Genomic DNA, 19,915 nt, shown 5'->3' with positions numbered 1-19,915 from the left:
CGTATTCGATGAAACCCTGGCGAGACAGTGTGTTCTCGTGAGACTGGCGCAGGAGAGTAAAGCGTCAATGATAACAAGTATTGATCTGCCGGGCGGTCACAGGTGGCGGACTCGCACATTCGCGATATATGGCAGATAGAGCGGGGTTATTTGCGCTTTAAGTTCTACAGAAGTTCAACCTTGTATAAGTTATGAAGGCGCTTGCGCACCGGCCAGGAAGACCCGGCTGCGGCCACGCCAGGGTCCGCGGGCGCACTCGCTAGCGCTGGGGCGTGCAAGCTGGAGCAACTATGTTTGCCGGCGCCGCGTGCCCAGTTCGATCCAGGTTGGCGCATGGTCGCTGGCCCTGGCTTCGTTACGCACCCAGGCATCGACGCCCGCCCGCTTCAGGTAGGGCGCCAGGTCAGGGTTGAGCAACAAATGGTCGATACGAAGGCCGGCGTTGCGTGCCCAGTGGTTGCGGAAGTAATCCCAGAATGTATAGATACGTTCGTCGGGGTAGAGATGGCGGATTGCATCGACCCAGCCCTGCCCAAGCAGCCGGGCGAAGCACGCCCGAGACTCGGGTTGCAGCAAGGCATCCTTCAACCAGGAGCGCGGGTTGTAGATATCCATGTCGGTGGGTACCACATTGAAATCACCCGCCATCACCGTCGGGTGGCCGCTGCCGTACAAACCCTGCGCGTGCTGGATCAGGCATTCGAACCAACGCAGTTTGTAGTCGAATTTCGGCCCCGGTTGCGGGTTGCCGTTCGGCAGGTACAGGCATGCCACCAGCACGCCATGCACTGCCGCTTCCAGATAGCGGCTTTGCGTATCGTCCTCCATGCCTGGCAGGCCACGACGCACCTCCAGCGGCTCGCTGCCCCGCGCCAGGATGGCCACGCCGTTCCACGACGGCTGGCCCTGGTAGACACAAGCATAACCCGCCGCTTCGAGTGCCTGGCGGGGAAATTGCTGATCCGCCGCCTTGAGTTCCTGCAGGCAGGCGATGTCCGGCTGTTCCCGTTCCAGCCAGGCCAGCAAGGCCGGCAGGCGGCTGCGAATGCCATTGATGTTGAACGTGGCGATCTTCAGCGCTTTCATGCGTCAGGGTCGCTGACATGGGCCTGCACGGCGTCTTCAAGGGCGTGCACATGGGCATCATCGGCCAGTGCCTTGAGGGCCAGCCAGTCGTCCCAGTCAATGGCGCCATCGTCGCGCAGGGCTTCAGCGGTGCGAACCAGTTCGTGGTGGTAGGCGTCCGGTGACTCGCGCCGGTAACTGATGTCGTCGTACTGGGCATACCAGGCCGCAAGCTCGGGGATGCTGCGTTCAATGCTCATCAAGAAGCCCTCACTGTACCCTTTGCATGTAAGAGCACCGTCGTGGTGTGACGTTCAACTTCAACGCGGCAGACCGTGCGTCCTGGGCCTACGGAAAAAAACAACTTCCCGACCGTTGCCAGGGTCCCAAGCTACAGGCGCACCTGGAGACGAGATCATGAAATTCGCCCAATTCTGCCAATGGTTGTCCAACCACGCCGGACGCCCCCAGACCTTCCTCATCGCCTTGCTGCTCATCGTGATATGGGGCCTCACCGGGCCGTGGTTCCATTACAACGATACCTGGCAGCTGATCATCAATACCTCCACCACCATTATCACCTTCCTGATGGTGTTCCTGATCCAGAACACCCAGAACCGCGACAACGACATCATTCACGTCAAGCTAGACGAGCTGATCCGTGCGACCAAGCATACCGAGATGTCGGTCCTCGACCTGGAAGACATGGACAGCAAGAAGCTGCAGGCGCTACGCAAGGAATACCGGGCCCTGGCTGAAGGCGAGCAAGCCGCAGGCCTGCAACCCCGCGCGGACCAGGAGGAAGAACCGGATCAACGGATGGGCGACCAGCAACGCTAGGGCGCGGGTCACACAGGTGAAACTTTCCCGAGCCGCGCCAAGTCCAGACCCCTATCGATGACAGCCCAGGAGAACGGCATGACAGGCACGATAGGCGACTTTCTGGTGGAACGCCTGTACCAATGGGGCGTAAGGCGCATCTTCGGTTACCCTGGCGATGGCATCAATGGCGTGTTCGGTGCACTGGCCAGGGCCAATGGCAAGATCCAGTTTATCCAGGCCCGGCATGAGGAGATGGCCGCCTTCATGGCCAGCGCGCATGCCAAGTTCACCGGCGAGCTGGGCGTGTGCATGGCCACCTCCGGCCCCGGCGCTTCACACCTGCTGACCGGCCTGTACGACGCCCGCATGGACCACCAGCCGGTGCTGGCCATCGTCGGGCAGCAGGCTCGTGCGGCACTGGGTGGGCACTACCAGCAAGAGCTTGACCTGCTGTCGATGTTCAAGGACGTGGCCGGTGCATTCGTGCAGCAGGCCTCGACGCCCGCGCAAGTACGCCATCTGCTCGACCGCGCAGTACGTACCGCCGTCGGCGAACGCCGGGTCACCGCCATCATCCTGCCCAACGACCTGCAGGACCTGCCCTATCACGAACCGCCCAAGGCACACGGCACTGTGCATTCCGGCATCGGCTACAGCAGGCCCAGGGTGCTGCCCTTCGAGGCAGACCTGCAGCGCGCGGCCGACGTGCTCAATGGCGGACGCAAGGTGGCGATGCTGGTCGGTGCCGGTGCCTTGCAGGCAAGCGAGCAGGTCATGGCGGTAGCCGAGAAGCTCGGTGCAGGGGTGGCCAAGGCGCTGCTGGGCAAGGCCGTGCTACCCGACGACCTGCCCTGGGTCACCGGTGCCATCGGCCTGCTCGGCACCGAACCCAGCTACCAACTGATGAGCGAATGCGACACCCTGCTGATGATCGGTTCCGGCTTCCCATATTCCGAATTCCTGCCGCGGGAAGGCCAGGCCCGCGGCGTACAGATCGACCTGCAGCCGGACATGCTCAGCTTGCGCTACCCGATGGAGGTGAACCTGGTCGGCGATGCCGGTGAAACCCTGGCGGCGTTGTTGCCGCTGCTCGAACACAAACGCGAACGGGGCTGGCGCGACAGGATCGAAGGCTGGCGTGCGCAGTGGGACAAGACCCTGGCCAAACGCGCCCACGCCACAGCCAAGCCTCTCAACCCACAGCGCGTGGTGTACGAGCTCTCCCCGCTTCTGCCGGACCAGGCCATTGTCACCAGTGATTCCGGTTCCTGTGCCAACTGGTTCGCCCGCGACCTGCAGATTCGCCGGGGCATGCAATGTTCACTGTCCGGTGGCCTGGCCAGCATGGGCGCTGCCGTGCCCTACGCCATCGCCGCCAAGCTCGCCCACCCGCAGCGCTGCGTGGTGGCGCTGGTCGGTGACGGCGCGATGCAGATGAACAACCTGGCCGAGCTGATTACCGTGGCGAAGTACTGGCAACAATGGCAGAACCCGCAGTGGATCTGCGCGGTATTCAACAACGAAGACCTCAACCAGGTTACCTGGGAACAACGGGTCATGGAGGGCGACCCGAAGTTCGAGGCCTCACAGTCGATACCTGATGTGCCCTATCACCTGTTCGCCCTGTCCATTGGCCTGCTGGGCATCTATGTGGATCGCGAGGAGGACATCATCCCCGCCTGGGAGCGGGCGTTGGCGGCGGACCGGCCGGTGTTGATCGAGTTCAAGACCGACCCGAACGTGCCGCCGCTACCGCCGCACATCAAGCTGGAGCAGGCGAAGAAATTCGCCAGCAGCTTGCTCAAGGGCGACCCTGACCAGGCCGGCGTCATCCTGCAGACGGCCAGGCAAGTCCTCAGTTCGGTATTGCCTGGCAAGAAATGAGCAACCGGGTAGCTGCAGGTGAACCCGCACACAAGTAATGCGCCGGCTTCGCATTGACGCTGCACCTGGAGGAGCGGCTTCAGCCGCGATCACCGGCACAGCCGATGCCAGCCATCGCGCCGCCTGCATCGCGGATAAATCCGCTCCTACATGCACTACGCCGGCTCCGCGTTGACGCTGCACCGGTAGGAGCGGCTTCAGCCGCGATCACCGGCACAGCCGGTGCCAGCCACCGCGCCGCCTGCATCGCGGATAAATCCGCTCCTACATGCACTACGCCGGCTCCGCGTTGACGCTGCACCGGTAGGAGCGGCTTCAGCCGCGATCACCGGCACAGCCGGTGCCAGCCACCGCGCCGCCTGCATCGCGGATAAATTCGCTCCTACATGCACTACGCCGGCTCCGCGTTGACGCTGCACCGGTAGGAGCGGCTTCAGCCGCGATCACCGGCACAGCCGGTGCCAGCCACCGCGCCGCCTGTATCGCGGATAAATCCGCTCCTACATGCACTACGCCGGCTCCGCGTTGACGCTGCACCGGTAGGAGCGGCTTCAGCCGCGATCACCGGCACAGCCGGTGCCAGCCAACCGCTTCGCTAGTGAATGACCAGCAATGCCTAGCCCAGCAGTTGGCTCAATACTGCACGCAGTTTCCCCGGCTTGACCGGTTTGTTCAGCAGCGGCGCACCGAGCTTGTGCAAGGAGCGCCGGCACTGATCGCTGCGGTCAGCGGTGATGATCACTACCGGAATGGTACTGCCGAAATGCTCGCGCAAATGCCTGACCACTTCGCAGCCGACCACACCGTGATCCAGGTGGAAATCGGCCAGGATCAACTCCGGGGCCTGCCCCTGCAAGGCCAGCAATGCCCCAGCCTGATCGGTTGCGGTCACCACTTCACACCCCCACTGCCCAAGCAGTGCGCCCATGCTCTCGAGGATGCTCACCTCGTTGTCCACCACCAGCAGCCGCCGGCCCGGCAACGGGTTACCGGTGCCGGGCTGCGGTACGGCCGGGTGGACCGGCAGCGGTACCGCCTGGCCGAGCGGCACCTCGATACTGAACACCGAGCCACGCCCCGGCCACGAGCGCACCTCGACCCGGTAGCCAAGGATCTTGGCGATCCGTTCGACGATGGCCAGCCCCAGGCCTACACCCTTGCGGTCGGCGGCACGGCCCACGTCCAGCTGGTTGAATTCAAGGAAGATCGCCTGCAGCCGATCCTGGGCGATACCCCGCCCGGTGTCCCACACCTCCAGGCGCAGGTGCCTGCCACGGCGCCTGGCCCCCAGCAGGATCCGACCTTCATCGGTATAGCGGCAGGCATTGCTGAGAAAATTGCGCAGGATGCGCGTCATCAACCGCAGGTCGGTGCTGATGGCATAGTCGCCAATGCGTGCGCGCAGTTTAAGACCTGCCGCGTCAGCCACCGTGCGGAACTCCGAAACCAGCGGCCCGTACAGTTCGTCGAGACGATACGAGGCCACGTCCGGCTTGACCGCTGCCTGGTCAAGCCGGGAGATGTCCAGCAGATCGGTCAGCAGGTCCTCAGCGCCCTCCAGGGCTTGATGGGTACGTTCCACCAGCACTTTTTCCGCTTCCGGCAACGGCCGTTCGCGCAAGGTCGAAATCAGCAGCCGCGCAGCATTCAGCGGCTGCAGCAGGTCATGGCTGGCAGCCGCGAGGTATTTGTCCTTGCTGCGGTTGGCGGTTTCCGCAGCGTCGCGGGCATCGCGCAGGGCGCGGGCGATCTGTTTGCGCTCGGCGATCTGCTGTTGCAGGTTGCGGTTGGCCTCCAGCAGCTCGTCGGTGCGCGCAGCCACCCGTTGCTCGAGCTCGTCGTTGAGTTGCTGCAGGCGCTGCTGGGCCAGCTTGCGTTCGGTGATGTCGGCGACAAACCCTTCCACCAGGCCTTCATGGCCAGGCTTGAGCAGCAGGTTCATCAGCACATCGATATGGCTGCCATCCTTGCGGCGCAAGCGGGTTTCATAACCGTGCAGGCTGCGTTCACGGGCCAGTGTCGCGGTGATGGCGTGCAGCTCGTCGGCCTCGACGAACAGGTCGCTGGCGAAGTCGGTCAGGCACTGCAGCAATGCCTGCGGGCTGTCGTAACCAAGCATGCGCGCCAACGCCGGGTTGGCCGCGCGCATGCCGTCTTGCAGGCTGGCCTGGAAAATCCCGTGCACGGCATTCTCGAACAACCACTTGTAGCGGTTGCGTTCGGCCTCCAGCTCGTCCAGGCGGGCCGCCAGCTCCGGGTAATGGCTCTTGCGTGCCGAGTGGTCGCCCAGCCCCAGCAGCCCGGCCAGGGCGCGCTGCTGGTCGTCAGAGGGCCTCGCCATAAACCACCTCGACATCACGCTGGCTCGACGCACGCGGGTTGGTGAGGATGCACGGGTCGTCCATGGCATGTTGCGACAGGAACGGAATATCGGCCGTGCGCACTCCATGCAGGCCCAAGGTCTCATGGAAGCCGATGGCGCGTTTCAGCGCGATCAGGTGCTCCACCAGGCGCGCGCAGATCTGCCGGTGGTTGAGGCCGCGGCAGTCGATGCCCAGCACTTCGGCAATCACCTTGAAACGCTCCGGCGCCGAGCTGTAGTTGAACGCCACCACATGCTCTACCAGCACCGCGTTGCACAAGCCATGCGGCAGGTCGAGGAACCCGCCCAGGCTGTGCGACATGGCGTGGACTGCGCCGAGGATGGCATTGGAAAACGCCAGCCCCGCCTGCATGCTGCCCAGCATGATCTTCTCGCGCAGGGCTATATCGCCAGGGTTGGCGATCATCTGCACCAGGTTGCCGTTGATCAGGCGCATGGCTTCCAGTGCATGGGGGTCGGTCAGCGGACCGTGGCCGGTGGAAACAAAGGCTTCGATGGCATGCACCAGCGCGTCGATGCCGGTGCAGGCGGACAGGAACGGGTCCATGCTCAGGGTGGTTTGCGGGTCGATCAACGACACGTCGGGTACCACCGCCTTGCTGACGATGGAGAACTTCATGCGCTCCTGCTGGTTGGAAATGATCACGAACTGCGAAACGTCGGCCGAGGTACCGGCCGTGGTCGGGATCAGGATCAGCGGCGGGCTGGGCACGCGGATCATGTCCACGCCTTCGAACTCGAGGATGCTGCGCCCATGGGCGACCACGATGCCGATGGCCTTGCCGCAATCCATCGGGCTGCCGCCACCGACCGCGACAATCACGTCACAGTGGTTCTGCCGATAGATCTCGGCGCCTAGCATCACTTCCTCGACCCGTGGGTTGGGCGACACGCCACTGTACAGGCAGTAGTCGATACCCTGCGCCTGCAGGCTGGCCTCGACGTCGGCGACCCAACCGGCGGCGATCACACCCGGGTCGCTGACCACCAGGACCTTGCGCGCGCCGAAGGTCTTGGCGTAATTGGCCACGTTATGCCGGCAACCGGCACCGAAAATGATTTCAGGCGAAACGAACTTGCGAAGCGGGCTGAAACTCTGGCTCATCGGAAAGCCTGTTCTTATTGTTCTGGAAGGTAACCGCCAGCGTAAAGCATCCCGTGGCGAAAGCAACCAGACCAAAGCCTGGCCACGGCTCATTCGACCCAGCACTTGGCGCGGGCCACCTCCAGGAACGCCAGCACGTCCTCGTCGAGCCCGGTCACCCCGGGGAAACGCTGCGCCAGCCGGGCGATGACCGCCGCCACGCTACGCTGGCCGTCGAGCAGTTCGAGCACCCAGCCGGCACTGGCGTTGAGTTCGATGACGCCCCCCGCATGCAGCAACACCGGGCACGCCAGGTGCGGCTCCCAGCGCAGGCGGAAACCGCGGGCCAATGCCAGGGTCTGCTCGGGATCGATCAACTCCATAGGGGTTTGGCACACAAGGCCCGGCCATCGCAACGATGGCCGGCCAGGCATCAACGATTGGCGAAGTACATCGTTACTTCAAAACCAATGCGCAGGTCGGTGTAGGCGGGTTTAGTCCACATGGGGCGGTCCTCTTGTTATGCCGGGCGATTCCGGTAGAGGCATTAATGCATGCTCGGCGCCAGGGCCGAATGCTACTTTGGGACAGGTTTGCGGAGTGCGTTGGTAGGGGTAACACGGAGCAACTGTGGATTTGGGCATGGCAGTGCCGGTCTCTTCGCGGGCTCGCCCGCTCCCACAGGGATTGCGCAAGATCCATGGCCTGCGCGGTCCTTGTAGGAGCTGGCTTGCCTGCGATGGGCTGCAAGGCAGCCCCCAAGGCCAGCTCAGGCTTTAGAAGAAGCCCAGCGGGTTGATGTCGTAGCTCACCAGCAGGTTCTTGGTCTGCTGGTAGTGGTCGAGCATCATCTTGTGGGTCTCGCGGCCCACGCCAGACTTCTTGTAGCCACCGAATGCGGCATGCGCCGGGTACAGGTGGTAGCAGTTGGTCCACACCCGCCCGGCCTTGATTCCCCGGCCCATGCGGTAGGCACGGTTGATGTCGCGGGTCCACAGGCCTGCGCCCAGGCCGAACTCGCTGTCGTTGGCGATCGCCAAGGCCTCGGCCTCATCCTTGAAGGTGGTCACGCCCACCACCGGGCCGAAGATTTCCTCCTGGAACACGCGCATCTTGTTGTGGCCCTTGAGCAGCGTCGGCTGGATGTAGTAACCGCTGGCCAGGTCGCCGGCGAGCCGCTCGGCAGCACCACCGGTGAGCAGCTGGGCACCCTCCTCCCGGGCAATCTGCAGGTAGGAAAGGATCTTGTCGTACTGCTGCTCCGAAGCCTGGGCACCGACCATGGTCGTGGTGTCCAGCGGGTTGCCCCGGGTGATCCTGGCGATCTTCTTCATCACTTCGGCCATGAACGGCTCGTAGATCGATTCCTGGATCAACGCCCGCGACGGGCAGGTGCACACTTCGCCCTGGTTGAAGAACGCCAGCACCAGGCCTTCGGCGGCCTTCTCGATGAACGCCGGCTCGGCCTGCATGATGTCTTCGAAGAAGATGTTCGGCGACTTGCCGCCCAGCTCGACGGTAGACGGGATGATGTTCTCGGCGGCACATTTCATGATGTGCGAGCCCACCGGGGTGGAACCGGTGAAGGCGATCTTGGCGATGCGCTTGCTGGTGGCCAGGGCCTCGCCGGCTTCACGGCCAAAGCCCTGGACGATGTTCAGCACGCCGGCAGGCAGCAGGTCGGCGATCAGTTCGGCGAACACGGTGATCGACAGCGGCGTCTGCTCCGCCGGCTTGAGCACGATGCAGTTGCCGGCGGCCAGGGCCGGGGCGAGTTTCCAGGCAGCCATCAGCAGCGGGAAGTTCCACGGGATGATCTGCCCGACCACACCCAGCGGCTCATGCATGTGGTAGGCCACGGTGCCTTCGTTGATTTCCGCAGCACCGCCTTCCTGGGCGCGGATGCAGCCGGCGAAATAGCGGAAGTGGTCGGCTGCCAGCGGCACGTCGGCATTGAGGGTTTCGCGCACGGCCTTGCCGTTGTCCCAGGTTTCGGTAACGGCCAGCACTTCGAGATGCTGTTCGATACGGTCGGCAATCTTCAGCAGCACCAGGGCACGGTCCTGCACCGAGGTCTTGCCCCAGGCTTCGGCCGCGGCATGGGCGGCGTCCAGGGCGCGCTCGATGTCCTCGGCGCCAGAGCGCGGGAACTCGGCAATCGGCTGGCCATTGACCGGCGAGCTGTTGGTGAAGTACTGGCCGCCCAGAGGCGGCACGAACTCACCATTGATGAAGTTGCCGTAGCGTGGCTTGAAGGACACGATGGCGCCAGGGGTTCCGGGTTGTGCGTAGATCATGCTGAGCCTCTGTGGTCGATGCCTGTCCGGCGACAGGCGATGAACCGATGGTAAAAAGCCCCGCCTGCCGGGCGAATGCATCGTTGGCAGCGGGGCTCTCGTCATTTGGTAGTAGGGCCGCTTGCCGCCGGTTGGCTGGCGGCAAGCGGCAAGGCATGGCGTCAGCGCTTGGCGCTGGCGGTTTGCAGTTGCTTGGGCAACTTGAAGGTCCAGAGCATGCCGCCCTGGTTGAAGTCCTTGACCCGCTTGGCCACTTCGCCGCCCCACAGCGGCACCGCGCCGCCCCAGCCGGAGACCACCGAAACGTACTGCTCGCCGTCCATTTCCCAGGTGATCGGCGAACCGAGCACGCCGGAACCGGTCTGGAACTCCCAGACCTTGTCACCGGTCTTGGCATTGAAGGCCTGCAGGAAGCCTTCCGGCGTGCCGGTGAACACCAGGTTACCCTTGGTGGTCAGCACCCCGCCCCACAGCGGTGCGTAGTTCTTGTGGCGCCATACTTCCTTGCCGCTGACCGGGTCGATGGCACGCAGCACGCCGATGTAGTCTTCGTTGAGCGGCTTGATGGTGAAACCGGCACCAAGGAACGCCGCGCCCTTCTTGTAGGCGATGCCTTCGTTCCAGATATCCATGCCCCACTCGTTGGACGGCACATAGAACAGCCCGGTGTCCTTGTTGTAGGCCATCGGCATCCAGTTCTTGGCGCCGAGGAAGGCCGGGGCGACGAACACCGAGCTGCCCTTGGCTTCGCTGCCCGGCGCCCCTGGGCGGCTGGCCTCGTTGTAGATCGGCCGGCCATCCTTGTCCAGGCCGGTGGCCCAGGTGATCTTGTCGACGAACGGGAAGCCGCGGATGAACTTGCCGTTGGTGCGGTCCAGCACGTAGAAGAAGCCGTTGCGGTCGGCGGTGGCGGCCGCCTTGATCTCTTTGCCGCCGGCCTTGTAGTTGAACGAGATCAGCTCGTTGACGCCGTCGAAGTCCCAACCGTCATGCGGCGTGCTCTGGAAATGCCACTTGATGGTGCCATCGTCCGGGTTCAGGGCCAGGCGCGACGAGGAGTACAGGTTGTCGCCCGGGCGCAGGTGCGAGTTCCACGGCGCCGGGTTGCCGGTACCGAACAGGATCAGGTTGGTTTCCGGGTCGTAGTAGCCGCCCAGCCAAGGTGCTGCACCGCCGGTCTTCCACAGGTCGCCAGGCCAGGTCTTGCCTGCCTCGCCGCCGGAAATGCCGTTCTCGATCGCCTTGCCGTCCTTGTAGACGTAGCCCATGTGCCCTTCCACGGTCGGGCGCATCCACAGCAGCTCGCCGTTTTCCGGGTTGTAGGCCTGGATCTTGCCCACCACGCCGAACTCGCCACCGGCCACCCCGGTGATCAGCTTGCCGTTGACGATCATCGGCGCGGCGCTGATGGAGTAGCCTTCCTTGTGGTCGGCCACTTTCTTGCTCCACACCACCTTGCCGGTGTCTTTGTTCAACGCCACCAGCTTGGCATCCAGGGTGCCGAAGAACACCAGGTCACCGTACAGCGCCACGCCCCGGTTGATCACGTCGCAGCAGGGGCGGATGTCATCGGGCAGGCGCGCATCGTATTGCCACAGCTTCTTGCCGGTACGGGCATCCACGGCGAACACCCGCGAGTAGGAGCCGGTCAGGTACATCACCCCGTCCTTGACCAGCGGCTGGGCCTGCTGGCCGCGCTGCTTCTCACCGCCGAAGGAGAACGCCCAGACCGGCCGCAGGTCCTTGACGTTGTTGCTGTTGAGCAGGTCCAGCGGGCTGTAGCGCTGGCCCTGCACCCCCAGGCCGTTGGTCACGATCTGCTGCGGGTTCTTCGGGTCCTGGAGGATTTCTTCATTGCTGACAGCAGCGTGGGCCGCGCTGGCAAGCAGCATGGCGCTGAGCACCAGGCTCACGGCGAACACGGGACGACGTGGGGATCGGGTCATGACGGCTACCTTTGGTTTTTTTGTTGTGCCCGGGAAAATTTCCCGGTGTGCCGAGAATTCTTGGTCGCTGCCTGTTTGCCAACAATTGCCCGCAGTGCGGAGTTTTCTAGTTCCTTGGTATGGGGCTCGGCGCCGAGACCTGCGCGCCCCTTGCAGGAGCGGCCACGTCAGTGCGTGGCGTCGATGCGCCGCAACTGTTGGCGCTCGTAGCGGGGATACAGGTGGCTGACACTGCGGATCAATTCATAACGGGTCAGGCTGATACCGGCAAAGCGCTCCGGGATCGGGCTGCGTATCATCTCGGCCATGTCATCGCCACGCGCCGCGCCGGCACGCATCAGCCTATCCAGCCAGCCCAGGTAGTCACGCATCTGGGCAAACGGCCGGGTATCGCTGGCCAGCGGACCGTGGCCAGGTACCAGCTGTTTCCAGGGCAGCGCCTGCAAGGTATCCAGGTCTTTCAACCAGACCTCCAACCCTGGGCTGTTGGGCGTGGTCAGCGCCCGTTGGTAGAACACCAGGTCACCGGCAAACAGCACGCCGGTGGTTTCATCCAGAATCGCCAGGTCGGCACCGGTATGCCCACCCAGCGCCAGCAGCCGCAGGCGATGCCCGCCAACCTGATGCATACCCGGCTCCAGTACCCGGGTTGGCAACACCACCTCGGTGCCACGCATCCAGTCGCCAACCAGGCGATACATGTTCTCGGCCATGGCCTCGCCTTGCTGGCGCAGCAGCTCGCCGGTGCCGGCCAGCGCGCTGATCGGCACATCGGCGAAGGCCTGGTTGCCCAGCACATGGTCGGGGTGATGGTGGGTCAGCAACACTTCGACTACTGGCTTGTCGGTGGTGGCGGCAATGGCCTGACGCAGCGCTTCGCCGTAGCGTTTCGATGGCCCGCTGTCGATCACCACCACCCCGCTGTCGGTGACGATGAACGCGGTGTTGACGATGTTGCCACCGTTGTCCTTGGCGAAATTGGCGGTGCTGCCTTCCAGCAGCCAGGTGCCTTCGGCGATCTGTCGGGGCTTGAGGTGATAGTCCAGGTCTGCCTGGGCCGGCAGGCCCAGGCACAGCAGCAACAGCAGGATCCAACGCATGACGGGCGCCTCGGGTCGGTAAGTGAAGCCTGGCAACGCACTCAAGGCAGCGCCGCCTCGAAGCGGTTGCCGCTGTTGTCCTGCAACACCAGCCGGGTCGGCCCGGAACCGAGGATGTCGAAGCCCAGGTTGGGGTTTTCGCTGACTGCCGGATACAGCGCGAGGCTGGCCAGGCGCTGGCCATCCGCGCCTTGCAGCTCGGCATGGTTGAGGAAGAATTCCGGGATGCCGCTGACCAGGCCATTGTCCATCGGGTGGGCCACCTGCAGGCGCAGGCGGCTGCTGTCGCCGCGCGGGTAGCGCCCGCCCAGCACTTCGCCCAGGTGCTCCTCCCAGCCGGGCTGGGTGCGGACCACACTGGGCGCGGTACAACCGCCTCCGGCGGCATCGATCAGGGTCGAGCCGACATGCCACAGGCCGTCGCGAGTCAGCACCGCGGCACGCAGCGGCGTGGCCTGTTCGATACGGATGCGGATCGACAACCAGGGCAGCACGCGCTCGCCGGGTTCGAAGTCGACAATGCGCGGCAGCGGGTTGAGCTCGGCCCAGGCCAGGATCCGTACCACCTCACCGCTGAATGCCCGCGCGTCGATCTCCAGCGGCACCTGGCGTGCGTCCTCGGCGAATGGGGGCGCCAGCAGCTTGACCCGGTCATCGAAGACGAACGCTGCCTGGCCCAGCAGCTGCTTGTGGTAGAAGTCCCACATCACCGACGGCACCGGGTCCGACGTGGCATTCGGTTCGCTGGCGTGGGCTGCCCAAGGCAGCCAGCAGGCCAGCAGGAAAGTCGCTCGCCAGTTCATGGCCCGCTCCTTGATGACGCGATTATCCTTGAGCCAGCGCCGCCCCTGTGGGAGCGGGCATGCCCGCGAACACGGGCCAAGCCCGTGCCAACCACCGCAGCGCCTGCTTCGCGGGCACGCCCGCTGCCACAGGGCGATGTGCACCTACTGATACATTTCCGGCACCTCGTAGCGCAGGCCGTAACTGGCGTAGATCGCCTTCATTCGCCCCTCGCGGATCAGCGCTTCGAGCGCCTCTTCCACCGCATAGGCCAGCTGCCGGTTGCTTTCATGCACTGCCATGCCGATGTCCCAGGCCTGCTTGCCGAGGTTCGGGTAGGCGTTTTCCGCCAGGGCCAGCTGCGGGTCGGCGGCCTGGTGCAGTTGCCAGTCGACCTCGCCGCGCATGGCCATCACCGCGTCCACCTGGCCAGCCTGCATGGCGCCGAACGCTTGCTGAACGTTGGGGTAATGGTGGGTCCTGGCGCTGAGCATGCCGTTGAATACCGAGGTCAGGTAGAACGACGGCACACTGTCCACCTCGACCCCGATGGGGTGCTGCTGGAACACCGCGACACTGGCTACCGAGGCCAGGCGGCGGCGATCATAGGCCACCTGCCAGCGCTCCTGCTGATAGGGGCCGAACATCACCACCTGGGCGTTTTCCAGTTCCCCGACGTCATTGCGCCGCTGCGCGTAGGCGTGGTCGTAAGGCACACGCATCATCAGGTCGGCCAGCTGCTGGTTGCGCAGCGGGCTGCCGCGCCAGATATAATCGCGCAGGTCGTCGTCGAGCTTTTCCCCGGGCGGCGCCCAGATCAGTTGCAGGTGCACCCCCAGCGCACTGGCCAGGGCCTGCGCCAGCTCCACGTCGACTCCGCGTGGCTGGCCGTGGTCCTCGAAGCTATAGGGCGCAAAGTCCTTGTACACCGCCACCTTCAATTCGCCGGCGGCGATGATCGCGTCGTAGTTGCGTACCTGCGCCTGGGCTGCCGCGCAACACAGCAGCAGGCCAGTCAACAGCACCGCCAACAGGCGCATGGCCGTCACTCCTCGACGTGCACGCTGTCCAGGTAGGTGCGTACCGCCCACAAGGCTTCCTGGCTCAGGTAGTCGGCCATCTTCGGCATGTACACCCGGCCGTCGCGAACCGCGCCGTGGCGCACCCGCTCGACGAACCACTCGTCGCCGGCCTCACCGGCGTCGAGCATGCGCAGGTCGGGGGCGATACCGCCAGACTTCGCTTCCAGGCCATGGCAGGCGGCGCAGTTCTGGTTGTAGGCCGAGGCGCCAATTTCCACGGCCTTGTCGTGCTCGGGGGACTCGCGATACGGGTTGACCGCTGCCCAGCCGTCGCCGTCCACGGCCACACCCGCATCCTTGATCGGGGTCAGGCCCTTGGTTTCCACAGCCTGGGGCACCACATTGCCATGGGCCCAGACCGTACCGGTCAGCACAGCGCCGGCCAGCAGGCCTGCAGCAAGCAAGACGTTTCGTTGTGTTGTCATTGTTATGCCCTCACCATTGCACGCAAGGCCTCAACCACAGAGGCCGTGCCGCCATCTTAGGAACAGCCCGTGCAGCGCCGTATCCTGCTTTGGTGGCCGGGCCTTACTCCCTTGGTAGTAGGGCATGTGGCGAAGGGCCAAAAGAGGTGCCGTACGGGAACTTTTCCCGGCCAGCGCGGGAAGTTTTCCGTATCCCGCGACAACCGCACCAGCTCACCCTGTGCAGGCCAAAACTCCACAGGGAACTGCAACCATGACAACAACAACGCTACCTGCCCTTTCCCCTTTGTGCCTGAGCCTGCGTGCCTTGCTGCTGGCCGGCAGCCTGGCCCTGGGCACGGTGGCCACGGCGGCGCCTGCCGGCAAGAACGTGACCTGGGAAGACATCGCCAACGATCACCTGACCACCCAGGACGTGCTGCAATACGGCATGGGCACCAACGCCCAGCGCTGGAGCCCGCTGGCCCAGGTCAATGACCAGAACGTGTTCAAGCTGACCCCCGCGTGGTCCTTCTCCTTCGGCGACGAGAAACAACGCGGCCAGGAATCCCAGGCCATCGTCAGCGACGGCGTGGTCTACGTCACCGGTTCCTATTCGCGGGTGTTCGCCCTCGATGCCCGGACCGGCAAACGCCTGTGGACCTACAACCACCGCCTGCCGGAGAACATCCGCCCGTGCTGCGACGTGGTCAACCGCGGCGCGGCGATCTACGGCGACAAGATCTACTTCGGCACCCTCGATGCGCGGGTGATCGCCCTCGACAAGCGCACCGGCAAAGTGGTGTGGAACAAGAAGTTCGGCGACCACAGCGCCGGCTACACCATGACCGGCGCCCCGGTGCTGATCAAGGACAAGACCAGCGGCAAGGTATTGCTGATCCACGGCAGCTCGGGTGACGAGTTCGGCGTGGTCGGCCAGCTGTTCGCCCGCGACCCGGATACCGGCGAGGAAGTGTGGATGCGCCCGTTTGTCGAAGGCCATATGGGCCGCCTCAACGGCAAGGACAGCACCCCGACCGGCAACGTCAAGGCACCGTCCTGGCCGGATGACCCGACCACCGAGACCGGCAAGGTCGAAGCCTGGAGCCACGGCGGCGGCGCCCCTTGGCAAAGCGCCAGTTTCGACCCCGAGAGCAACACCATCATCGTCGGTGCTGGCAACCCGGGCCCGTGGAACACCTGGGCACGCACCTCGAAGGATGGCAACCCGCACGACTACGACAGCCTGTATACCTCCGGCCAGGTCGGCGTCGACCCGAGCACCGGCGAGGTGAAATGGTTCTACCAGCACACCCCCAACGATGCCTGGGACTTTTCCGGCAATAACGAGCTGGTGCTGTTCGACTACAAGAACCAGGACGGCAAGCTGGTCAAGGCCACTGGCCATGCCGACCGCAACGGCTTCTTCTATGTGGTCGACCGCAGCAACGGCAAGCTGCAGAACGCCTTCCCCTTCGTCGACAACATCACCTGGGCCAGCCATATCGACCTGAAGACCGGGCGCCCGGTGGAGAACCCCGGCCAACGCCCACCCAAGCCGTTGCCGGGGGAAAGCAAAGGCAAGCCGGTGGAAGTCTCGCCGCCATTCCTCGGTGGCAAGAACTGGAACCCCATGGCCTACAGCCAGGATACCGGCCTGTTCTATATCCCCGGCAACCAGTGGAAAGAGGAGTACTGGACCGAGGAGGTGAACTACAAGAAGGGCTCTGCCTACCTGGGGATGGGCTTCCGTATCAAGCGCATGTATGACGACCACGTCGGCACCTTGCGCGCCATGGACCCGAGCACCGGCAAGCTGGTCTGGGAGCACAAGGAACCCCTGCCGCTATGGGCCGGCGTGCTGGCGACCAAGGGCAACCTGGTGTTCACCGGCACCGGTGACGGCTTCTTCAAGGCCTTCGACGCCAAGACCGGCAAGGAGCTGTGGAAGTTCCAGACCGGCAGCGGCATCGTCTCGCCGCCAATTACCTGGGAACAGGACGGCGAGCAGTACATCGGCGTGACCGTGGGCTACGGCGGCGCGGTACCGCTGTGGGGCGGCGACATGGCCGAGCTGACCAAGCCGGTGGCCCAGGGCGGCTCGTTCTGGGTGTTCAAGATCCCCAGCTGGGACAACAAGACCGCACAGCGCTGACCGCCTGAGGTAACGCTTCGCTGGGGCTGCTTTGCAGCCCCCTTCGCGCTTGTCTCTCATTCCGACAGGACCTTCCGCCATGAATTACCTGCCCTTTGCCTTGTTGTTGCTGCTGTCCCCTGCCCTGGCCGCAACGACCGACGACGATGTCCCCCTGATCATCAACGGCTGTGTCATCGCCGAAGCCAGCCAATGCCCCGGGGCCGACCTGCGTGGCGCCAAGCTGGCCAACCAGGACCTGCGCAAGATGAACCTGGCCGGCGCCGACCTGCGCGACGCCGACCTGCGCCATGCCCGGCTGGACTTGGCCAACCTGGAAAAGGCCCGCCTGCAAGGCGCAAACCTGACCCGCGCCAGCCTGCAGCAAAGCAACCTGCGCCTGGCCGACCTGAGCGCCAGCAAGCTGGTGGCAATCCAGGGCTGGGGCCTGTTTGCCCAAGGCGCGCAATTCGCCAAGGCCGACCTCGGCGCGGCCTACCTGGAGTTCGCCAGGTTGTCCGGGGCGCAGATGCAGCAAGCCAACCTGCGGGCGGCGGACCTGGAGATGGCCTGGCTGAGCAAGGCCAACCTGCAGGGGGCGAACCTGGGCGATGCCAACCTGCAGGAGGCCAAGTTCGGCCAGAGCAACCTGGAGGGCGCCGACCTGCGCGGGGCGCGGCAGCATTACGGGAATTTCCAGGATGCCAACATGCAGGGGTGCAAAGGCTGCCCAGAGACCTGGGACAAATGAGCGAAGGGTCCGGCGTGACAGGTTCAGCGCCTGGGAGACCGAGCGCCGCCCGCGCGGCGCATCGCGGATAAATCCGCTCCTACATTTGTTTCGGGCCAGTAACGCCTGTGACAGACGCGCGCGGCCGCCTGGTTCATACGACGCGATATCACCGCATGCACCATAACCCCTGTAGGAGCGGATTTATCCGCGATGCGCCGCGCGAGCGGCGCTCGGGCTCACAGGCGCTGCATCTACCAGGCCGAACCTCACCCCGCCACCCGCACCACCCCCAAGTCGATCCCCAAATGCACCAGTTCAGCATGCGAGCTGACCTGCAGCTTGCTCTTGAGCAAGGTCAGGTGGTTGGACACGGTCTTGGCACTGATGCACAGCTGCTCGGCAATCGCCCGCACCGGTGTGCCCTTGGCCAGCATCACGAAGATCTCCAGCTCACGCTGGGTCATGCACTGCAGGCGTGGGTCGCTGGCTGGCTGATGCGAGGTGCAAGCCAGCTGGGTGGCCAGCGGTTGCTCGATATAGGCCTGCCCGGCCAATACTCGCTGTACCGCCTCGATCAGCACCTCGGGCGCCGAGTTCTTGGTCAGGTAACCTGAAGCCCCCGCGTCCAGCGCCTGGCGCACCAGCGGCAGTTCATCGTGCATGCTGAAGAACAGCACGCGCAGTTGCGGCAAGCGCTGGCGCAGGCGTCGGGTGGTTTCCAGGCCGCTGATACCGGGCAGGCCGAAGTCCATGATCACCAGGTTGGGTACCTGCTCCTGAACGCGCGCCAGCGCCTCTTCACCACTGGCCGCCTCGCGCACCTGCATCGTCGGCAGCACCGCCCGCAGCAGGCTGGCATAGCCCTGGCGGACCACGGCGTGGTCATCGACCAACAGGATATTCATTGCACCTCCATGGGAATGTTCACCGCCAGCGCCCAGCCGGCACCCGGGCGGCTGAGGATGCGCAGTTCGCCGCCGAGGCTGCGGGCGCGCTCGGCCATCGAGTGCAGGCCGACCCCGTGGCGCAGCGGCCGCGGCGCCCCACAACCGTTATCACGAACCAGCAGGCGCAAACCCCTGGCACTGCGTTGCAGGCGCACCCGTACCTGGCTGGCCGCGGCGTGTCGGGCGACGTTGGTCAACGCCTCCTGCAACAAGCGATACAGGTGGGTGCGGCTGGGCCCGGGCAACGCTGGCAGGCGCGCGCCGACCCGCAGGCGGCAATCGATGCCCTGGCTGGCCTGCCACTGGCTCACCAGCAGGGCAAAGGCTTCCGCCAGCGGCATGTGCTGCAGCGCCAGCGGATACAGGTCATGCACCAGCGCGCGAAAGCCCTGCTGCAGGCGCTGGCATTCAAGTTCCAGGGTGCGGGTGGTCTGCGCCACCGCTGCAGGCTGGTCGGCCACCATGCGCAGCAGGCACAGCTGGGCACGGATACCCGCCAGGTATTGCCCGAGGTCGTCGTGCAGGGCTTGCGCCAGCTGGGTGCGCTCCCGCTCCTGCACGGCCAGCAGCGCCTGGGTCAGTTGGGCATTGTCGGCGCGGGCCTGTTCCAGCGAGGCGGTCATGTGGTTGAAATGCCTGGCCAGCTGGCGTGCCTCCGGCAGGCCGGTTTCGCGCAGGCGCGCGGTCAACTGCCCGCCGGAGACCTGGCGCAGGGCCTGCAGCAGTTCATCGAGCAGCCCCATGCCCCGGCGCACGGCCCAGCGGATGGTCAGCAAGCTCAGCAACAATGCCAGGCCGCACAGCCCCGCCAACTGTTGCAGCGAGTCGCGGACTTCGTCGATTTCATCCCGCGCATCCACGGCAATCGCTACTCGGCGGCCGTCACCCAGCTCCAGCAGCCGGGAGCCCTGGTGGCGCTCGCCGAGCAGGTGGCGCCCCAGCCAGGCATCCAGGCCGTGCTCCTGCGGCATCGGCACCGCTTCATCCGCCCCCAGCCAATGGACCCGCACGTGGCGCAGGCTTTGCGTCAGCCGTGGCTGCAGGCGCGCGGGGTCACGTTCGGCGGTATCGCCGAGGTACGCCACCACCGCTTCGGCCGATTGCAACTCGCGCTCCACATCGGCCACCGCCTGGTGCAACAGCACACCGGCACAGGCCAGCATCACCAGCAGGAAAAACAACGTGACCCAAAGGTTGATCCGCCACAGGGCCGACAGGTCAATCAGGCGCATGCGCGGTTCTCCTCAGTGT

Annotated in this window: 18 protein-coding genes; 4 read left to right on the top strand and 14 right to left on the bottom strand. The window is 64.8% G+C overall.

Annotation, left to right across the window (positions count from 1 at the left end):
- Positions 1-288 precede the first annotated feature (288 nt).
- Positions 289-1,086, bottom strand: a complete 798-nt coding sequence (xth, locus tag HU760_RS11435; RefSeq protein WP_186674448.1) for an exodeoxyribonuclease III — start codon at positions 1,084-1,086, stop codon at positions 289-291.
- A complete protein-coding gene (locus HU760_RS11430) occupies positions 1,083-1,325 on the bottom strand; it encodes a hypothetical protein (protein ID WP_186674449.1) in 243 nt (80 codons plus the stop codon). The genes xth and HU760_RS11430 overlap by 4 nt, the downstream gene beginning before the upstream one ends.
- A 157-nt stretch (positions 1,326-1,482) precedes the next feature.
- Here HU760_RS11430 and HU760_RS11425 point away from each other — a divergent pair, with 157 nt between their 5' ends.
- Together HU760_RS11425 and HU760_RS11420 are read left to right on the top strand one after the other, a co-directional pair.
- Positions 1,483-1,905, top strand: coding sequence for a low affinity iron permease family protein (locus HU760_RS11425; RefSeq protein ID WP_186674451.1), 423 nt, complete (start codon positions 1,483-1,485; stop codon positions 1,903-1,905).
- A 78-nt stretch (positions 1,906-1,983) separates the two neighbouring features.
- Positions 1,984-3,771, top strand: coding sequence for a thiamine pyrophosphate-requiring protein (locus tag HU760_RS11420; protein WP_186674453.1), 1,788 nt, complete (start codon positions 1,984-1,986; stop codon positions 3,769-3,771).
- A 616-nt stretch (positions 3,772-4,387) separates the two neighbouring features.
- On the opposite strand, the gene HU760_RS11415 is transcribed toward HU760_RS11420, so the two are convergent.
- The 10 genes from HU760_RS11415 to pedF all read right to left on the bottom strand — a co-directional run bounded on the left by HU760_RS11415 (position 4,388) and on the right by pedF (position 14,871).
- Positions 4,388-6,112 carry a PAS domain-containing hybrid sensor histidine kinase/response regulator gene (locus HU760_RS11415; RefSeq protein WP_186676909.1) on the bottom strand — a complete coding sequence of 575 codons (1,725 nt, stop codon included), beginning with the start codon at positions 6,110-6,112 and terminating at the stop codon, positions 4,388-4,390.
- A complete protein-coding gene (gene ercA / locus HU760_RS11410) occupies positions 6,096-7,259 on the bottom strand; it encodes an alcohol dehydrogenase-like regulatory protein ErcA (RefSeq protein ID WP_170029553.1) in 1,164 nt (387 codons plus the stop codon). Before ercA ends, HU760_RS11415 begins: the two co-directional genes overlap by 17 nt.
- 89 nt (positions 7,260-7,348) lie before the next feature.
- On the bottom strand, positions 7,349-7,621 hold the full coding sequence (pqqD, locus tag HU760_RS11405; protein WP_186676911.1) for a pyrroloquinoline quinone biosynthesis peptide chaperone PqqD: 273 nt from the start codon (positions 7,619-7,621) through the stop codon (positions 7,349-7,351).
- Between the two features lie 50 nt (positions 7,622-7,671).
- Positions 7,672-7,743, bottom strand: coding sequence for a pyrroloquinoline quinone precursor peptide PqqA (pqqA, locus tag HU760_RS11400; RefSeq protein ID WP_003243383.1), 72 nt, complete (start codon positions 7,741-7,743; stop codon positions 7,672-7,674).
- Between the two features lie 271 nt (positions 7,744-8,014).
- Positions 8,015-9,535, bottom strand: coding sequence for an acetaldehyde dehydrogenase ExaC (gene exaC, locus HU760_RS11395; protein ID WP_186676913.1), 1,521 nt, complete (start codon positions 9,533-9,535; stop codon positions 8,015-8,017).
- A 161-nt stretch (positions 9,536-9,696) separates the two neighbouring features.
- Positions 9,697-11,481, bottom strand: coding sequence for a PQQ-dependent alcohol dehydrogenase PedH (gene pedH / locus HU760_RS11390; protein ID WP_186676914.1), 1,785 nt, complete (start codon positions 11,479-11,481; stop codon positions 9,697-9,699).
- Between the two features lie 167 nt (positions 11,482-11,648).
- On the bottom strand, positions 11,649-12,581 hold the full coding sequence (locus tag HU760_RS11385) for a quinoprotein relay system zinc metallohydrolase 1 (RefSeq protein WP_186676916.1): 933 nt from the start codon (positions 12,579-12,581) through the stop codon (positions 11,649-11,651).
- Between the two features lie 41 nt (positions 12,582-12,622).
- Complete coding sequence (locus HU760_RS11380; protein WP_186676918.1) at positions 12,623-13,384, bottom strand: quinoprotein dehydrogenase-associated SoxYZ-like carrier; 762 nt, start codon at positions 13,382-13,384, stop codon at positions 12,623-12,625.
- A gap of 144 nt (positions 13,385-13,528) precedes the next feature.
- Positions 13,529-14,404 carry a substrate-binding periplasmic protein gene (locus HU760_RS11375; RefSeq protein ID WP_186676921.1) on the bottom strand — a complete coding sequence of 292 codons (876 nt, stop codon included), beginning with the start codon at positions 14,402-14,404 and terminating at the stop codon, positions 13,529-13,531.
- A gap of 5 nt (positions 14,405-14,409) precedes the next feature.
- Complete coding sequence (pedF, locus tag HU760_RS11370) at positions 14,410-14,871, bottom strand: cytochrome c-550 PedF (RefSeq protein ID WP_170029546.1); 462 nt, start codon at positions 14,869-14,871, stop codon at positions 14,410-14,412.
- 253 nt (positions 14,872-15,124) lie between these two features.
- Between pedF and exaA the strand changes: the two genes are divergently transcribed.
- Positions 15,125-17,005: a quinoprotein ethanol dehydrogenase gene (gene exaA, locus HU760_RS11365; protein ID WP_186676924.1), complete on the top strand. Its 1,881-nt coding sequence runs from the start codon at positions 15,125-15,127 to the stop codon at positions 17,003-17,005.
- A 79-nt stretch (positions 17,006-17,084) separates the two neighbouring features.
- Positions 17,085-17,735, top strand: coding sequence for a pentapeptide repeat-containing protein (locus HU760_RS11360; protein ID WP_186676927.1), 651 nt, complete (start codon positions 17,085-17,087; stop codon positions 17,733-17,735).
- 248 nt (positions 17,736-17,983) lie between these two features.
- Here HU760_RS11360 and HU760_RS11355 read toward each other — a convergent pair whose 3' ends face one another.
- Together HU760_RS11355 and HU760_RS11350 are read right to left on the bottom strand one after the other, a co-directional pair.
- Entirely contained in the window at positions 17,984-18,622 is a 639-nt protein-coding gene (locus HU760_RS11355; RefSeq protein ID WP_186676929.1) for a response regulator, read from the bottom strand.
- Positions 18,619-19,896 (bottom strand): HAMP domain-containing sensor histidine kinase, encoded by a 1,278-nt coding sequence (locus tag HU760_RS11350; RefSeq protein ID WP_186676931.1) that lies wholly within the window; start codon positions 19,894-19,896, stop codon positions 18,619-18,621. Before HU760_RS11350 ends, HU760_RS11355 begins: the two co-directional genes overlap by 4 nt.
- Positions 19,897-19,915: the final 19 nt, after the last annotated feature.

The organism is Pseudomonas oryzicola, assembly GCF_014269185.2.
GTDB lineage: Bacteria > Pseudomonadota > Gammaproteobacteria > Pseudomonadales > Pseudomonadaceae > Aquipseudomonas > Aquipseudomonas oryzicola.
The sequence above is the reverse complement of the archived record's forward strand: the minus strand, read 5'-3'. Positions and strand labels throughout refer to the sequence as shown.

Excerpts from the sequence above, each read along its gene's own strand:
- HU760_RS11425 (WP_186674451.1), top strand. The coding sequence starts at position 1,483 with ATGAAATTCGCCCAATTCTGCCAATGGTTGTCCAACCACGCCGGACGC.
- HU760_RS11375 (WP_186676921.1), bottom strand. The coding sequence starts at position 14,404 with ATGCGCCTGTTGGCGGTGCTGTTGACTGGCCTGCTGCTGTGTTGCGCG.
- pedH (WP_186676914.1), bottom strand. The coding sequence starts at position 11,481 with ATGACCCGATCCCCACGTCGTCCCGTGTTCGCCGTGAGCCTGGTGCTC.
- ercA (WP_170029553.1), bottom strand. The coding sequence starts at position 7,259 with ATGAGCCAGAGTTTCAGCCCGCTTCGCAAGTTCGTTTCGCCTGAAATC.
- exaA (WP_186676924.1), top strand. The coding sequence starts at position 15,125 with ATGACAACAACAACGCTACCTGCCCTTTCCCCTTTGTGCCTGAGCCTG.
- HU760_RS11360 (WP_186676927.1), top strand. The coding sequence starts at position 17,085 with ATGAATTACCTGCCCTTTGCCTTGTTGTTGCTGCTGTCCCCTGCCCTG.
- pqqD (WP_186676911.1), bottom strand. The coding sequence starts at position 7,621 with ATGGAGTTGATCGATCCCGAGCAGACCCTGGCATTGGCCCGCGGTTTC.
- exaC (WP_186676913.1), bottom strand. The coding sequence starts at position 9,535 with ATGATCTACGCACAACCCGGAACCCCTGGCGCCATCGTGTCCTTCAAG.
- HU760_RS11415 (WP_186676909.1), bottom strand. The coding sequence starts at position 6,112 with ATGGCGAGGCCCTCTGACGACCAGCAGCGCGCCCTGGCCGGGCTGCTG.
- HU760_RS11430 (WP_186674449.1), bottom strand. The coding sequence starts at position 1,325 with ATGAGCATTGAACGCAGCATCCCCGAGCTTGCGGCCTGGTATGCCCAG.
- HU760_RS11355 (WP_186676929.1), bottom strand. The coding sequence starts at position 18,622 with ATGAATATCCTGTTGGTCGATGACCACGCCGTGGTCCGCCAGGGCTAT.
- HU760_RS11420 (WP_186674453.1), top strand. The coding sequence starts at position 1,984 with ATGACAGGCACGATAGGCGACTTTCTGGTGGAACGCCTGTACCAATGG.
- HU760_RS11380 (WP_186676918.1), bottom strand. The coding sequence starts at position 13,384 with ATGAACTGGCGAGCGACTTTCCTGCTGGCCTGCTGGCTGCCTTGGGCA.
- HU760_RS11385 (WP_186676916.1), bottom strand. The coding sequence starts at position 12,581 with ATGCGTTGGATCCTGCTGTTGCTGCTGTGCCTGGGCCTGCCGGCCCAG.
- HU760_RS11350 (WP_186676931.1), bottom strand. The coding sequence starts at position 19,896 with ATGCGCCTGATTGACCTGTCGGCCCTGTGGCGGATCAACCTTTGGGTC.
- xth (WP_186674448.1), bottom strand. The coding sequence starts at position 1,086 with ATGAAAGCGCTGAAGATCGCCACGTTCAACATCAATGGCATTCGCAGC.
- pedF (WP_170029546.1), bottom strand. The coding sequence starts at position 14,871 with ATGACAACACAACGAAACGTCTTGCTTGCTGCAGGCCTGCTGGCCGGC.